Origin of the sequence: Pseudidiomarina aestuarii, from assembly GCF_048263735.1 — a bacterium.
Lineage (GTDB): Bacteria > Pseudomonadota > Gammaproteobacteria > Enterobacterales > Alteromonadaceae > Pseudidiomarina > Pseudidiomarina aestuarii_B.
The window spans coordinates 207,566-221,333 of sequence record NZ_JBLXDX010000002.1; the positions used below are offsets into that span (position 1 = coordinate 207,566).

Genomic DNA, 13,768 nt, shown 5'->3' on the forward strand with positions numbered 1-13,768 from the left:
CTAGTCACCACCCTGCGCAGTCGTCGATTCGGTTTTGTCGCTCGATAAGGCCGTCAGCACCGCCTTCACAAGGCTGGCTAATGGTATCGCGAAAAACACGCCCCAAAAGCCGAAGAAACCACCGAAAATCAATACCGCCGCAATAATATAGACCGGGTGTAGACTCACCGCTTCACTAAAGAGCAGTGGCACCAGCAAGTTACCGTCTAACGCCTGAATGACGAGATAAGCAATCATCACATAGGCAAACATCGCACTCCAGCCGAACTGGAAAAGCGCCACTAGGAATACCGGTAGAGTGACGACGGCAGCACCAATATAGGGGATTAATACGGATAAACCGACTAAGACCGCGAGCAAAGCTGCATAACGCAAGTCAAATGCAGCGAAAGCAATGTAGGTCACTACACCCACAATCACGACTTCTATCGCTTTACCGCGAATGTAATTCATGATCTGCAAGTGCATTTCACCGCTTACCTGCGCGATCAGCCGACGATTGTATGGTAATACGCTGCTTAAATGACGCAGTAATTGGTGTTTATCTTTCAGCATAAAGAATATCAACAACGGCACAACGATGAGATAAATCAGCAACGCCATGACCCCGATCAAGCGGTTCAACGATTGTCCGAGGAGAGTCTCGCCAAATAATAACGCTCGATTCGTCGTCGTTTCGACAAACTCAGCGATTTGCTGTTCGCTGATATAGCCAGGGAAGAGCTCTGGCAGTCGATTGAGTAACAACTTAGCTTGGACAAACATTTGTGGTAATTCACCCAGTAACGCCACCGATTGCTGCCAAATAACCGGCATCAAAAACAGAATCAATGCGACATTCAAGGCGATAAAAGCTGCAAATACGGTGGAGACGGCTGTCAATCTCGGCATCCCCGCTTTCTGCAGACGTAAAACAGGCCAGTCGAGTAAGTAGGCTAATGAAATGGCAACCAGAATGGGGGCTAAGATACCACTGAACAAAATAATCAGTAGAAACGTAATAACGAGTAACAGAAATAAAGTGACCGCATCGGGGTCAGAAAATTTTCGCTGATACCAGTTCTTGATATATTCCCACATGGCGCCAGAACTCCGTTGTACATGGCAGATGGATGTGCACATAATAGGGAACCTTTGACCAGAACGCTACTCATAAGAAGACCAATTCGGAATGGTTCGGGCATGCAGTACACCTCACTAAAAACTTTCATTGGCGCAGTGCTACTGGCAATTACCTTTGCCGCTGTCGCAACTCCACAGAACCGTCTACCGGACATCGGTACAGCAGGTTCTAGCGTGGTGACCGTTGATCGCGAACAAGCTATCGGCGATATGTACATGCGCCAAGTCCGCGCAACCGCCCCACTCGTCAATGACCCAGTGCTTGATGAATATTTGCGAGACTTGGGCTTGAAGCTCGTACGTGAATCGAATGACGTACGATTTCCGTTTACATTCTTCTGGGTGAATCAAAACGACATTAATGCGTTTGCTTTCTTCGGCGGCTATGTGGGTATGAATACTGGGCTGATGGTAGAAACACGAACCGAGTCAGAACTAGCTTCCGTTATTGGCCACGAGATTGCTCATATTACCCAACGTCACCTAGCCCGTAATATGGAAAATATGCAGCAGGGTTCTGCCACCTCTGTCGGTGCTATGATCGGTGCCATTTTACTGGGAATGGTGAGCCCCGACCTAGGTATGGCCGCATTATCGGGAGCCATCGGCGGGTTGCAGCAAATGCAAATCAACTACACTCGCCTCTTTGAACAGGAAGCGGATAGAATCGGTCTCAATGTATTAACTCGCGCCGGCTTTGACCCGCAAGGGGCACCGAATTTTTTCGGTCGCTTAGCTGAAAAATATCGCTACTCGAGTCGCCCACCAGAAATGCTATTGACGCATCCTTTGAGCGAATCACGAATAGCCGATACGCGCCAGCGCGCCGACCAACTGCCCAGTCCATTAAATCGTGATGAAAGTAATTACTGGCTGGCAAAATATCGAATTCAGGCACGTCACATAAAGAACATGTCCGCGAACGCCTTTACCACTCAGTTAAACCATACCAACAGCGAAATCGCCAATGCGGCGCGCTATGGGCTCGCTATTGTGCAATTGGATAACAACGAGCCTGAATCTGCGGAAAGAACCTTAGCCCCCCTGCTTGCAGCACAGCCCATGAATACCTTTTATCTCGATGTACAAACCGACATTCTGCTGGCACAGAAGCGCTACGATGAAGCACTCGCTTTGCTTGAAAAAGCCTACATGCGGATGCCAAACGAACAAACGATCACGATGAACTTCGCTAATGCTGCACTCACCGCAGACAAAACTGATTTAGCGATTCAATTACTCCGTGAATATTTACGGCGCGATCCGGACAACGTAACGGCAATCGATTTACTCGCGAACGCTTATCAACGGGTCGGCGATTCTAGCGGCATGTATGAGCAACGTGCCTATCTTTATGCGCTCTATGGCAACTTTGATGAAGCCATCAACAATTTGCACAATGCGCACAAACAAAACAGCACGGAACTCGAGCGGCGTCGTCTTCAAGCTCGAGTCGAACAACTGATGGCGAAGAAGCGTGAATTAGAGGCAATGCGCTAATCGAGTTCGGTGACGCGCTTCAGACTGTCAATAGTTTGCTCACCCAGTAATGGTCCTTTCACCTCACCCGCTGGCGTCACAATATATGTTGCGGGCAGCATTTGCGGCTGCGCAAAAGGAAGATTCGGAAAAGGCTCGTTCTGAATGAGCGGGAACTCAATACCTTGCTCGGTTCGTAAAGTTGCTAGTGCTTCATTATTCAAGCCGTCAAAACTCACACCGAAGAGTCGAACGGAATCACCATATTGATGATGAAACTCATTCAATTCGGGTAACTCGCGTAAACAGGGAGCACACCATTCGGCAAAATAGTTTACGACAACATATCGGCCTTCAAGTTGATCCCATTGTTGCGGTCCGACGGTATCTGTATGAAAGTCGGCAGCGGGGCTACAACCCATTAACCAGAGACAAGTCGCCGCGGTAATCCAAATTCGAAAGCCGCGTACAAATCGACATTGCATAGTGAATCCCTTAAGCTACATAAATGATGTTAGATAGGAATCAATAGCATGACCGAAGTCACGATTTATCACAACCCACGCTGCTCGAAAAGTCGACAAACCTTGCAGTTGTTGCAAGAGCAAGGATACGAACCTCAAGTGATTGAATATATGAAACAACACTTCGAACCCGATGCCATCAAAACACTGTTAAGCCAACTTGGGTTTGTGTCTGCTCGAGAGCTGATGCGCTCAAAAGAAGACGAGTTTAAAGCACTCAACCTCGCCAATGAGAACGACGAGGATAAACTTATTCAAGCAATGATTGAACACCCGCGTTTGATCGAACGGCCCATTGTTGTGGTTGGTGATCAAGCTCGACTCGGACGACCACCCGAAGCTGTTTTAGAGCTGGTACAGTAACACCTATGAGCAGTCGTATACTGATTCTTTACTACAGCCGCACCGGTGCCACTCAGCAACTGGCTGATGCCATAGCTCAGGGTGTAGAAAAAGCCGGTGCGGAAGCGGTTCTACGAACAGTTGAAGCACCGGGCGAACCGAAAAGTAGCCGCGACCTTACTGTTGATGTCGATGATCTCAGTACTTGTGATGGCCTCATATTGGGCAGTCCAACACGGTTCGGGCACATGGCGGCAGCACTACAACAATTTTGGGAACGGACATCGACTGAATGGTTGCGAGGCGTGCTGGTTGATAAGCCGGCGGCCGTATTTACTTCGAGTTCGAGTATGCACGGGGGGCAGGAATCTACCCTACTCTCGCTAGCAGTTCCCTTGCTGCATCACGGTATGATTCTGTGTGGGATTCCCTACACCGAACCAGGCCTGCAACAGACATCTGGAGGTGGTTCTCCTTATGGCGCCAGCCATGTCGAGCACGCCGATAAAGAGGGAGCAGGCATCAGCACAGTCGAACGTGACTTAGCTGTTGCTTTGGGTACTCGAGTTGCACGTATCGCCTTGCAACTTCAATCACGTTCTTGATAATGCGAGATTCAGCACACATGCCTAACAAAATTCAACTTTTTCGAACGTTAGCAGTCAGCAACTTCTTTGGTTTACTTGGCTTAATGCTCGTTTGGCAACTCATCTGTAATGCCGGCAGTGACACCAGTGTTTGGTTTCGCTTAGGCCTTTGGGTTCTACCACTGCTGTTTCCGCTGCCAGGACTATTGCGCGGTAAGCCATACACGTTTGCGTGGGCCAACTTCATTCTGATGTGGTATTTCTTGCACGGTTTTACCATGCTTTATATCGAGCCGAGTCAACGTGGACTCGCTGTCGTTGAAATTCTCTTCACTACGGCAGCTTTTATTGGTTGTACAGCATATGCTCGATTACAGGGTCGTGCTTTAGGTTTGGGATTACCGAAATTAAAAGACCAACAATAACTTAGATATCGAGCACTTGTTTGACGAAAGGTATTGTTAGTCGTCGTTGTGCGGCCATCGAGGCGCGATCCAGTTGCGCCAAGGTCGCCATCAATTCGGCCATATCACGACCCAATCGTTGCACCATAAATAAAGCTGTTTCATCACGTAACTGCAATCCCAAAGCTGCAGCACGCTGCCGCAGAGCTTTTGCCTTGTCAGCGTCTTGCAGCGCTTTGATTTGGACCGCAATACCCCACTGTAAGCGCGATTGCGTATCGGGAATCGCAGCCGGCAGCTGAGTTGGCGACATGGCGGCGGTGACGAGTAATCGTGTTTGCCCGCGGTCTTGAATGCGATTGAAAAGCGCGAAAAGTTCAAAGCACCAATCATGCTGATCAATTACAGCATCAAGGTCATCAATACACACCAGTGAAAATTGCTCAAGCCCACGTAAAATTGATGCTTCAACTTGTTGTTCCAGCAGGTCGCGCAGGGGCACATACATGGCGGTCGTATTGATATGAAGCTGCGCGCACATTGCATGCAATAAGTGGCTTTTACCGACACCATGCGCACCCCAGAGGTAAACAAATGGCTCGGCACTCTCTCGCAACAATGCTAAGACTTCTTTATTTTCACCCGTTACATAAGTGGCGAACGTGTGTGCATCGGGAAGTTGCATCGCTAGCGGGAGTTGCTGAAGATTCATTAATCCTCAATCCATCTGTACAGTGGCATCATTGGCGTCCCATCAAGCGACTCTTCAGCGCCATCTTGATTCACTGGACGCAACGATTTACTTAAATCGATTGCCTGCATTATTCTAGCGGGAGCAGTTTGTAACAGTAATTCAAATTCCCCCCGATATTGCTGATAGCCGACCAATTGTGCCGCTTGAACCGCTGGTAAACTCAGCAGCAGTTGCTCGACCTGAATTGCTTTTTCAAGGGAATCCACACCATCAACGGCAAGCCGCCAGCGGTTCGTTTGTTCAATACTCGAGTCGATTCGATAACGTTGCGCCAGCTCCTGAGTGAGCGCCGCAATAATTAATTCACCCATCTCATCACGATCGTCACTAAACACTTCACCGCGCCATTTGAGCTCACCCAAATCTAACGACCAATCAGCTTGCCAGCGCCCTTTCTGTAGGGTTGGGTCCGCTTGGTAGACGCGCGCAACAACAATACCATCAGGCAGATAACGCGCACTCGCAAATTGGATTCGATCATTAAACCGCGCCCACACATCGACCACTTCAACAGTCATAGTATCGTTCAAATCCAAAAGCGGTAGACGAATGGGTAAACCACGCTCTTGCGCAGCATTGCGTAACTGTTGTGTCAAAATGGACTCGTCCGAACTACCAATTAATTCACGTTGGAGCTGTTCATTTTCACTCACCAGCCAAACTAGAATCAAAGGGCGTAAATTACTCCAGACACCAGAGCCTGACTGTTGCAATAAGCGATTGATTTTCTGCGCGTCGAATTGCACCCAGAGTACGAGTTGTTCGTCTTGTTGGTAGCCGTATTGAACCACATAATCTCGCACGTTTTTGAGAGCAGTGCGCACAGCGTCGTGTTCCAACGCTTGCGTGTCACCCGAAACCTTTAGCAGAGTTCCCTTCAGGGCTGTTTGCAAGGCGTCGGTGCGCTCATTCGCGTTTTGTGTGGCGACAGGGATACGCTGTTGGTAGAGCTGCGTGAGCTCAATGGCTGCCATGCTGGAACTACTCCATAGCAACAACAACGCTATCAGGAGGGTCGTTAAGCAGTTTTTTAAATGCATCATGCTGTGCTTCAGTATCCGTAGTGGCAAGCTTTCTACGCTCATCATAAACAGCCCCAACTGCATGGGCAAGTAACAAGCTGTGGATAACCACCTATTGCATTTAAGAAATGGTTAAAGCGTGCTACCATTTTACCTCATTGCCATTCACGATTCATTGGGACCGACACCATGCTGAGACAACAGCTACGTGCAATCAGTTCTTTGCTGACAAGTATTACTCTGATTGGCATTTGTGTCGGCATGACGAGTACCCTACTCAGTCTGCGCGCCACCATAGAAAATTTCGGTACCCTAACTACCGGCATCATCATGTCGGCCTACTTTATTGGCTTCCTCTTTGGCACCACTCGCGCTCCGAAAGATATTCGGCGCGTTGGTTACGTTCGGGCCTTTGGCGGGCTAGCAGCGCTTGCTGCCGCATCCATTCTTATTCAAGCCATCTGGATCGATCCCACGGTTTGGTTCATCATGCGCTTCCTCACTGGTTTCGCGATTTCGGCTATTTTCGTGATCGTCGAGTCTTGGCTGAACACCATGGCGGATAATAAGAACCGCGGCACTTTGCTGTCAGTTTATTTAGTGCTGATTTATGGTGGTTTGGTGGTCGGTCAACTCGTGCTTGGCGTGGCTGACCCATCAGGTTTTGTCGCATTCGCTTTGGTTGCGCTATTAATAAACTTAGCGTTGATACCTATTTTAATTAGCGTTTCTGTTGAGCCCACCACGCATGAACCGCGCAAAGTGCCCATCTGGGGACTGTTTAAGTTAGTTCCGCTTGGCATTGTGAACGCATTTATCATGCAGGCGTGTTACGCCATGTTCTACGGTATCGGGCCTATGTATGCGACCTACATTGGTCTCAGTATTCCCCAAGTGTCTCTGTTTATGGCCTCGTTCATTCTCGGTGGAATGCTCTCCCAAGCACCCATTGGTCTGCTTTCTGACCGCTTCGATCGACGCGTCATTATGGCGGGTTGTGCCGGTACAGCAGCCATAATGGCGTTGATCTTATCCCAGCTTGGTTCCGAATTGGTCTGGCTCATTTACCTGAGTGTTGGACTCTTTGGTGCCTGTGCTTTACCTCTGTACTCACTGGGCATGGCGCATACCAATGACTTTCTTGAAAAAGATCAAATGGTCGGCGCAACAGGTGCCATTATCAAGGTGGGCGGCATTGGTTCTATTATCGGAGCGCCAGCGGTCGCCGCACTGATGGAATACGGCGGAGTGAATTACTTCTTTCTATTGATAGTCGTAATGACCAGTGTGGTGTGCGTCTATTCGCTCTATCGTGTGACCAAACGCGCACGGCCGACTGATCAACCGCACAGCAGCTACGCCATGTTATCGCCGGGGCAAACCTCTGATGAGCTACTCACCGCTTTAGCCGAAGAAGATCAAGACACTCAAGACGAACTTGAGCGTCAACAAGCTTAACCATGTCGCTCTACGGCTGTAGCCACTGGCTAACCAGTATTTGCGCTTCGTTCATCAGCACTGATAAATGGTCGTCGCTGACGAAACTCTCGCAATAAATCTTGTAGATAGGCTCGGTACCTGATGGACGCGCTGCAAACCAGCCATTCGCCGTACAGACCTTCACGCCACCTATCGATGCTCCATTTCCTGGGGCTTGGGTCATCACATTAGTGACTGCGTCACCTGCCAAAGTTTGTAATTGCAGCTGTGCCGGTTGAATTGCTTTGAATGCTTGATTCATCGCCGCGCTAGACGGCACGTCTTGGCGCTTATAGTACGCAGTACCGTGCTGCTCACACAGCTGTTGATAATAAACACTTGGATCCTTACCCGTGGTGGCACAAATTTCAGCCGCAAGCAGCGCCATAATGATGCCATCTTTGTCCGTCGACCATGCTTTCCCCGAACGGTCCAAAAAGGTCGCTCCTGCGCTCTCTTCACCTGCAAATGCAGTTGTGCCTGCTTGCAGTTCACGAGCGAACCACTTAAAACCAACCGGCATCTCACGTAATGTCCGCTGATTGGCCGCGACCACACGATCAATCATGGCACTCGAAACCAGTGTTTTACCAATTGCCGTCTCTGCAGCCCAAGAACGATTCTTGCACAGGTAATCAATGGCAACTGCTAAATAGTGATTCGGATTCATCAAGCCTTCGGTGGGCGTGACAATGCCGTGACGGTCATAATCTGGGTCGTTCCCGACCGCGATATCAAACTGATCTTTCAGCGCCACCAGTGACCGCATCGCATAAGGCGAGGAGCAATCCATCCGAATCTTGCCGTCCTTGTCGAGACTCATAAACCGGAATGTGGCATCAACATCAGCCTGCGTAACCGTAATTTCAAGACCATATTGCTCGGCGATCAACGGCCAATAACTGGCGCCAGCGCCACCCATGGCGTCGACGCCAATGGACAACTTCGCATTGGCGATAGCTTGCATATCAATGATGGTATCTAACGCATCCACATAGTCTTGTCGCCAATCCACTTGATGCAGGTGCTTGCTGGCTAATGCCTCGGCGTAACTCACCGCTTCCACACCGAGTAACTCTGCCGATAAAATGGCATTGGCATATTTCTCGATGACTGCGGTTGCATCGGTATCCGCTGGACCGCCGTGCGGAGGGTTGTATTTGAAGCCACCATCCTCAGGCGGATTATGCGATGGGGTAATGACTACACCATCGGCAAGGCCTGTCGTACGTCCTTGGTTGTAGCGAAGAATGGCAAAGCTGATGACAGGTGTCGGGGTGTAACCGTGGTCCACTTGCACATGAACATCAACGCCATTGGCAATAAAGACTTCGAGCGCTGTCATATAAGCGGCTTCAGACAATGCGTGGGTGTCGCGACCAAGCATTAACGGGCCAGTAATGCCCTGCTCTTCGCGATAGCGCACCACTGCTTGGCTGATAGCCAGAATATGCGCTTCGTTAAACGAGTTTTTAAAAGCAGAACCGCGATGTCCAGACGTACCAAAGGACACCAATTGTTCGGGTTGACTGGGGTCAACATCATTGACGAAATAGGCACTTACCAGTTGCGCAATATTAGTTAAGTCGTTCGCTTGTGCGGGCATACCAGCCCGTGTATGTAATCCCATTACAAAAAGTCCCTAATTTTTTCTGCTTCTGACTGCGAGTACCCAAGTTCAAGAGCAACTTGCGTCAACATTGATTTTTTCCGGGTCGTGTTATTGTTGGTCACCACAAAATAAGGAGCATCAGGTATTTGCTTTGGATTGGTGCTGGTACCGCTGGCTTCAAGCGCCTCGGCACTAGTGGCAAAATATTGCCGGTCACGACCGCTGATCTCCAATACTTTCTTGAAAGACTTGCTGTGGCAGCGATGTAACATGCTAAGAATGGTCAGAAAACGTGCAACGACGCTACGTTGTCCCGCCAGGTCAATGCGTGACATGACATCAAATACCTTGCGTTCAGTCGCAGCTTGTTCTGGTTCAGACGTAACCAAACTGGGCTTACCTGTAACTTTATCGGCAGCTTCCAACCCCAGCAAGCGGCGTAGAATTGCAGATGCACTTTCACCGATATGTTGTGTATGCCCGGCTATAAAACGGTATAATTCATCATCAATTTCAATTCGTTTACTCATGATGCTGCAACTTTTTTATCGTCTAAAGGTATCATGCTGATTATTATACCCATCCCATAGCCTGGGTACAGAAAATCAACCCAACACCAGCAGAGGTCCAGTATGACAGCAACAACTTTGCTCAATTATGAGCGTTTTGGGAGCGGAGCTCCGGTCGTTCTCATTCATGGTTTATTCGGTGACTTGGATAACTTAAAGCGCTTAGGCCGCGAACTCGAGAGTAATTTCGAGCTGATTGCCATTGATGTGCGTAATCATGGCGACTCGTTTCATTCCGACACCATGTCTTATGAAGCTATGGCTGATGATCTCGCCACTTTACTCGATGACCTCAACATTGACCGTACCCACATTGTCGGTCACTCCATGGGTGGCAAGGTAGCTATGGAATTTGCGCTGCGCCACCCTCAGCGTGTCATCAGCTTGGTTGCAGCCGATGTTGCACCGGTAGCTTACGACCCAAAACATCGGCATATCCTCGATGCATTGGAACAACTTGATCTCACGCAAGTAGAAAACCGCAAAGATGCGGATAAGTTACTGCAAAAGGCCATCGATACCCATGGCGTGCGCCAGTTTCTGCTGAAAAATCTTAAGCACGCCGATCATGGTTATGAGTGGCGGCTCAACCTACCGGCTCTCGACGATAATTATGCTGCTATCTCTGGGGCCGTTTGTGAAGGCCAATTTGATGGTCCAATCCTGTTCATTAAAGGTGGCGATTCCGATTATTTAAAACCAGAACATGAGTCGGCCATACGTGATCGTTTTACCCAAGTTGACGTAAAGATAATCGAAGGCACAAGCCATTGGTTGCATGCAGAAAAGCCACGTATTTTTAACCGCTTAGTACGGGAGTTTTTGGAGCAACAAAGTCGCGCCGAGTGAGCCTGCGTGTTATAATCGCCAGCTGTATTTGTGAGATAAAGCAATCCAAGCGCACCCATAAGAAAGAGTTATGCTGTCTGAACATTTTGAATTAATTGAAACACTGGGTACGAACTTTGCCATCGCAATTCTATTTGTTCTGATTGGGTTGGCGATTCGCGATGTATTGAAAAAAGCTGAAGTACCCAAGTTCGGACAATGGTTTGTGTGGTTGGTATTGTTTTTAGGCTGTGCAGGCTTTATTGCAAAAGGTATTATTCAAGCCTTCTTTGAATCTGGAATTTAGAATCAGTTTTTTGGGTCCTTGTTCCGAACGAGACAACTCCGAACGAGACAACGTTTAAACGAGAGGTAGTAACCAAACATGGCAAGTGTAGGTATTTTTTTCGGCAGTGACACAGGTAATACCGAAGCAATCGCTCAGATGATCCAGAAAGAACTGGGCAAGAGCTTGATTGATGTATTCGATATTGCCAAATCATCGAAAGAAGACATCGCCAATTTCGACCTCATTCTGTTTGGAATACCGACTTGGTATTACGGTGAAGCGCAGTGCGATTGGGATGACTTCTTCCCAGAGCTTGAAGAAATTGATTTCACGAATAAGCTCGTGGCCATTTTTGGTTGTGGTGACCAAGAAGACTATGCCGAATATTTTCTCGATGCGATGGGTACCCTTCGCGACATCATCGAACCACGTGGAGCTATCATTATTGGGCATTGGCCGACCGCTGGTTATCAATTTGAAGCGTCACGCGCATTAGTCGATGACAGCCACTTCATTGGGCTGGGTATCGATGAAGATAGACAGCCTGAATTGACAAAAGAACGGGTGCAACAGTGGTGTGCACAAATTCGCGAAGAAATGGGACTAGCTGAATTAGCGTAAACCCATTATTCTGATGATCGATAACCTCAACACAGCGAAAGAACAATGAGCAGCAACGGCGAATTACAGTTAAAAAAAGCGGGCCTCAAAGTCACTTCTCCGCGTGTCAAAATTCTGGAAATCTTAAAAAATCCGGATAATCAGCATATTAGCGCTGAAGACGTGTACAAAATCCTGCTAGAAAAGAATGAAGAGATTGGCTTAGCAACCGTATATCGGGTGTTAAATCAGTTTGATGATGCTGGTATTGTCACTCGCCATCATTTTGAGGGTGGCCGCTCTGTATTTGAGCTAAGCGCCAAAGACCACCATGATCACTTAGTGTGCTTAAACTGCGGCCATGTGTTCGAATTTGAAGATGACTTAATTGAGCAACGCCAATTGAAAGTTGCCGCTGAAAACAATATCAAGCTCACCAACCATAGTTTGTATTTGTACGGTGAGTGCAAAAATGTCGGAAGTTGTGAGCACAACGTGAATGGGGACGACTAGTCCTCATCCACATCAATGGTATCGGGCGTGGTGAAGTCACCACGCTCGTAGCTCTCGATAATCTCCCGCGCCTCAACCTCATCATCATCACCAACAAATACATTGGCTATACCCACTGGTGCAATATCACCTACAGCGCCCTGCAAATAGTGGCCACCGGCGTGAGCAGCAATACCCGACTGCTCGAGAAGCCCCACTAACAACTGCGCCTCAATAATTGTATCGGCTCTGTATATCAGTTTCATTATTGTCTTTACTCCATGTCCCATGCCGAACTCTTTTGCTACCAGAGCCCTTCTGCTGTATGCTAGCGCGCTTGCCCTAGAAGAGAAACACAATCTGCATGAGCTTTACCAATCTCGATTTACCTGAAAGTATTTTAAGCGTTCTCAGCGAACAAGGTTACACAGAACCTACCCCCATACAACAACAAGCCATTCCCTCGATTCTTGCTGGCCGTGATGTCATGGCAGCTGCCCAAACGGGCACCGGGAAGACGGCTGGGTTCACGTTACCGTTGCTGACCAAATTAAAAGATGGTCCGCGCGCCCGTAGCAATCACATTCGCGCGCTGATCATTACACCAACCCGCGAGCTCGCAGCACAAGTTGCTGACAGTGTCGCCACTTATGGTCGTAATCTAAAACTATCCTCTGCGGTCGTGTTTGGCGGCGTGGGTATCAACCCGCAAATGATGAAACTGCGCAAAGGCGTTGATATTCTGATTGCGACGCCAGGTCGTTTACTCGACTTGCATCAGCAAAATGCGGTCAAGTTTAATGATGTTGAAGTTTTAGTATTAGATGAAGCCGATCGAATGCTCGATATGGGCTTTATTCATGACATCAAGCGCGTCTTGAAGCTGCTCCCAGCCAAACGCCAAAACCTGTTATTTTCAGCGACATTTTCTGATGACATCCGGGCGTTAGCCAAAGGCTTAGTCAACGATCCTGTTGAAGTATCCGTCGCGCCTGCGAACAGCACCGCCGATAAGGTAGAACAGTCGCTGTATGGCGTCATCCAAGGTCAAAAGACCGCTCTACTCTGTCAGTTATTACGTGATCGTGGCACCCCGCAAGCACTGGTGTTTAGCCGCACGAAGCACGGTGCAAATCGACTGGCTAAGCAGTTAGAAGCTAACGGTTTCCTTGCTGCAGCTATTCATGGCAATAAAAGCCAAGGTGCGCGCACCAAAGCACTCGATGATTTTAAACGCAATCGCATCAATGTACTGGTCGCAACGGATATCGCTGCACGCGGTATCGATATTGATTTGCTACCACTGGTTGTGAATTATGACTTGCCACATGTTGCTGAAGATTATGTGCACCGAATTGGCCGCACAGCACGTGCAGGCGCCAGTGGTCATGCGTTTTCTTTAGTGAGTCCTGAGGAAACCAAGCAGTTGCGTGGCATTGAGAAGTTGATTGGTCAAACAATTGAGCGTTTAGAAGCTCCGGGCTTCGCACCAGTCGATTTGACCAAGCGGTCTCCTGCTGCGACGAAACCGCAGGGGCGTCAACCGTCCAAGCGAACGAGCCGCTCTGCAGCTGGGAAACCTAGTGGCAATCGCTCTGGTCAGCCTGGCCGTCGCTCAACAGCCAAGCCAAACAATCGTCAAAGCTAATACATCGAACGAGGTGA

General features: G+C 48.8%; 17 protein-coding genes. 10 read left to right on the forward strand and 7 right to left on the reverse strand.

The genetic code is table 11. The annotated features are described in order from the left end of the window. Entirely contained in the window at nt 1-1,080 is a 1,080-nt protein-coding gene (locus tag ACN0S4_RS05680) for an AI-2E family transporter (protein ID WP_417656998.1), read from the reverse strand. A 102-nt stretch (nt 1,081-1,182) separates the two neighbouring features. Here ACN0S4_RS05680 and ACN0S4_RS05685 point away from each other — a divergent pair, with 102 nt between their 5' ends. Next, nucleotides 1,183-2,622, forward strand: coding sequence for a M48 family metalloprotease (locus ACN0S4_RS05685; RefSeq protein ID WP_417656744.1), 1,440 nt, complete (start codon nt 1,183-1,185; stop codon nt 2,620-2,622). Here ACN0S4_RS05685 and ACN0S4_RS05690 read toward each other — a convergent pair. Then, nucleotides 2,619-3,086: a TlpA family protein disulfide reductase gene (locus ACN0S4_RS05690; protein WP_417656745.1), complete on the reverse strand. Its 468-nt coding sequence runs from the start codon at nt 3,084-3,086 to the stop codon at nt 2,619-2,621. The two genes, ACN0S4_RS05685 and ACN0S4_RS05690, sit on opposite strands and share 4 nt — an antisense overlap. Nucleotides 3,087-3,134: 48 nt before the next feature. On the opposite strand from ACN0S4_RS05690, the gene arsC reads away from it, so the two are divergent. From arsC to ACN0S4_RS05705, 3 genes are read left to right on the forward strand one after another with little or no spacing between them, the layout of a single operon-like run. Continuing rightward, complete coding sequence (gene arsC / locus ACN0S4_RS05695) at nt 3,135-3,488, forward strand: arsenate reductase (glutaredoxin) (RefSeq protein WP_417656746.1); 354 nt, start codon at nt 3,135-3,137, stop codon at nt 3,486-3,488. Nucleotides 3,489-3,493: 5 nt separating this feature from the next. Continuing rightward, nucleotides 3,494-4,072 carry an NAD(P)H:quinone oxidoreductase gene (wrbA, locus tag ACN0S4_RS05700; protein WP_417656747.1) on the forward strand — a complete coding sequence of 193 codons (579 nt, stop codon included), beginning with the start codon at nt 3,494-3,496 and terminating at the stop codon, nt 4,070-4,072. A gap of 20 nt (nt 4,073-4,092) precedes the next feature. Then, nucleotides 4,093-4,479: a DUF2069 domain-containing protein gene (locus tag ACN0S4_RS05705; RefSeq protein ID WP_417656748.1), complete on the forward strand. Its 387-nt coding sequence runs from the start codon at nt 4,093-4,095 to the stop codon at nt 4,477-4,479. A 1-nt stretch (nt 4,480) separates the two neighbouring features. Here the strand turns inward: ACN0S4_RS05705 and hda are convergent, their stop codons facing one another. Continuing rightward, nucleotides 4,481-5,170, reverse strand: coding sequence for a DnaA regulatory inactivator Hda (gene hda, locus ACN0S4_RS05710; RefSeq protein ID WP_417656749.1), 690 nt, complete (start codon nt 5,168-5,170; stop codon nt 4,481-4,483). Next, the gene (locus ACN0S4_RS05715; RefSeq protein WP_417656750.1) at nt 5,170-6,186 is read right to left on the reverse strand and encodes a DUF2066 domain-containing protein; all 1,017 of its coding nucleotides are present in this window, start codon (nt 6,184-6,186) and stop codon (nt 5,170-5,172) included. The genes hda and ACN0S4_RS05715 overlap by 1 nt, the downstream gene beginning before the upstream one ends. A gap of 237 nt (nt 6,187-6,423) precedes the next feature. On the opposite strand from ACN0S4_RS05715, the gene ACN0S4_RS05720 reads away from it, so the two are divergent. After that, nucleotides 6,424-7,692, forward strand: coding sequence for an MFS transporter (locus ACN0S4_RS05720; RefSeq protein ID WP_417656751.1), 1,269 nt, complete (start codon nt 6,424-6,426; stop codon nt 7,690-7,692). A gap of 10 nt (nt 7,693-7,702) precedes the next feature. Here ACN0S4_RS05720 and pgm read toward each other — a convergent pair whose 3' ends face one another. Together pgm and seqA are read right to left on the reverse strand one after the other, a co-directional pair. Then, on the reverse strand, nt 7,703-9,343 hold the full coding sequence (gene pgm, locus ACN0S4_RS05725; protein WP_417656752.1) for a phosphoglucomutase (alpha-D-glucose-1,6-bisphosphate-dependent): 1,641 nt from the start codon (nt 9,341-9,343) through the stop codon (nt 7,703-7,705). Next, the gene (seqA, locus tag ACN0S4_RS05730; RefSeq protein WP_417656753.1) at nt 9,343-9,855 is read right to left on the reverse strand and encodes a replication initiation negative regulator SeqA; all 513 of its coding nucleotides are present in this window, start codon (nt 9,853-9,855) and stop codon (nt 9,343-9,345) included. Before seqA ends, pgm begins: the two co-directional genes overlap by 1 nt. A 102-nt stretch (nt 9,856-9,957) precedes the next feature. Here seqA and ACN0S4_RS05735 point away from each other — a divergent pair, with 102 nt between their 5' ends. The 4 genes from ACN0S4_RS05735 (at nt 9,958) to fur (ending at nt 12,124) form a co-directional block, all read left to right on the forward strand. Then, nucleotides 9,958-10,743 carry an alpha/beta fold hydrolase gene (locus ACN0S4_RS05735; RefSeq protein ID WP_417656754.1) on the forward strand — a complete coding sequence of 262 codons (786 nt, stop codon included), beginning with the start codon at nt 9,958-9,960 and terminating at the stop codon, nt 10,741-10,743. A gap of 70 nt (nt 10,744-10,813) precedes the next feature. Continuing rightward, nucleotides 10,814-11,029, forward strand: a complete 216-nt coding sequence (locus ACN0S4_RS05740) for a DUF2788 domain-containing protein (RefSeq protein ID WP_417656755.1) — start codon at nt 10,814-10,816, stop codon at nt 11,027-11,029. 78 nt (nt 11,030-11,107) lie between these two features. Further along, a complete protein-coding gene (fldA, locus tag ACN0S4_RS05745) occupies nt 11,108-11,632 on the forward strand; it encodes a flavodoxin FldA (protein WP_169929607.1) in 525 nt (174 codons plus the stop codon). Between the two features lie 45 nt (nt 11,633-11,677). Beyond that, nucleotides 11,678-12,124: a ferric iron uptake transcriptional regulator gene (fur, locus tag ACN0S4_RS05750; protein WP_417656756.1), complete on the forward strand. Its 447-nt coding sequence runs from the start codon at nt 11,678-11,680 to the stop codon at nt 12,122-12,124. Here the strand turns inward: fur and ACN0S4_RS05755 are convergent. Beyond that, nucleotides 12,121-12,369, reverse strand: a complete 249-nt coding sequence (locus tag ACN0S4_RS05755; protein ID WP_417656757.1) for a DUF2007 domain-containing protein — start codon at nt 12,367-12,369, stop codon at nt 12,121-12,123. The genes fur and ACN0S4_RS05755 overlap by 4 nt on opposite strands. Nucleotides 12,370-12,467: 98 nt before the next feature. Between ACN0S4_RS05755 and ACN0S4_RS05760 the strand changes: the two genes are divergently transcribed. Further along, nucleotides 12,468-13,751 (forward strand): DEAD/DEAH box helicase, encoded by a 1,284-nt coding sequence (locus ACN0S4_RS05760; protein WP_417656758.1) that lies wholly within the window; start codon nt 12,468-12,470, stop codon nt 13,749-13,751. Nucleotides 13,752-13,768: the final 17 nt, after the last annotated feature.

Excerpts from the sequence above, each read along its gene's own strand:
- ACN0S4_RS05685 (WP_417656744.1), top strand. The coding sequence starts at position 1,183 with ATGCAGTACACCTCACTAAAAACTTTCATTGGCGCAGTGCTACTGGCA.
- fur (WP_417656756.1), top strand. The coding sequence starts at position 11,678 with ATGAGCAGCAACGGCGAATTACAGTTAAAAAAAGCGGGCCTCAAAGTC.
- ACN0S4_RS05690 (WP_417656745.1), bottom strand. The coding sequence starts at position 3,086 with ATGCAATGTCGATTTGTACGCGGCTTTCGAATTTGGATTACCGCGGCG.
- seqA (WP_417656753.1), bottom strand. The coding sequence starts at position 9,855 with ATGAGTAAACGAATTGAAATTGATGATGAATTATACCGTTTTATAGCC.
- pgm (WP_417656752.1), bottom strand. The coding sequence starts at position 9,343 with ATGGGATTACATACACGGGCTGGTATGCCCGCACAAGCGAACGACTTA.
- ACN0S4_RS05715 (WP_417656750.1), bottom strand. The coding sequence starts at position 6,186 with ATGGCAGCCATTGAGCTCACGCAGCTCTACCAACAGCGTATCCCTGTC.
- ACN0S4_RS05735 (WP_417656754.1), top strand. The coding sequence starts at position 9,958 with ATGACAGCAACAACTTTGCTCAATTATGAGCGTTTTGGGAGCGGAGCT.
- ACN0S4_RS05705 (WP_417656748.1), top strand. The coding sequence starts at position 4,093 with ATGCCTAACAAAATTCAACTTTTTCGAACGTTAGCAGTCAGCAACTTC.
- ACN0S4_RS05755 (WP_417656757.1), bottom strand. The coding sequence starts at position 12,369 with ATGAAACTGATATACAGAGCCGATACAATTATTGAGGCGCAGTTGTTA.
- fldA (WP_169929607.1), top strand. The coding sequence starts at position 11,108 with ATGGCAAGTGTAGGTATTTTTTTCGGCAGTGACACAGGTAATACCGAA.
- ACN0S4_RS05720 (WP_417656751.1), top strand. The coding sequence starts at position 6,424 with ATGCTGAGACAACAGCTACGTGCAATCAGTTCTTTGCTGACAAGTATT.
- ACN0S4_RS05740 (WP_417656755.1), top strand. The coding sequence starts at position 10,814 with ATGCTGTCTGAACATTTTGAATTAATTGAAACACTGGGTACGAACTTT.
- wrbA (WP_417656747.1), top strand. The coding sequence starts at position 3,494 with ATGAGCAGTCGTATACTGATTCTTTACTACAGCCGCACCGGTGCCACT.
- arsC (WP_417656746.1), top strand. The coding sequence starts at position 3,135 with ATGACCGAAGTCACGATTTATCACAACCCACGCTGCTCGAAAAGTCGA.
- hda (WP_417656749.1), bottom strand. The coding sequence starts at position 5,170 with ATGAATCTTCAGCAACTCCCGCTAGCGATGCAACTTCCCGATGCACAC.
- ACN0S4_RS05760 (WP_417656758.1), top strand. The coding sequence starts at position 12,468 with ATGAGCTTTACCAATCTCGATTTACCTGAAAGTATTTTAAGCGTTCTC.
- ACN0S4_RS05680 (WP_417656998.1), bottom strand. The coding sequence starts at position 1,080 with ATGTGGGAATATATCAAGAACTGGTATCAGCGAAAATTTTCTGACCCC.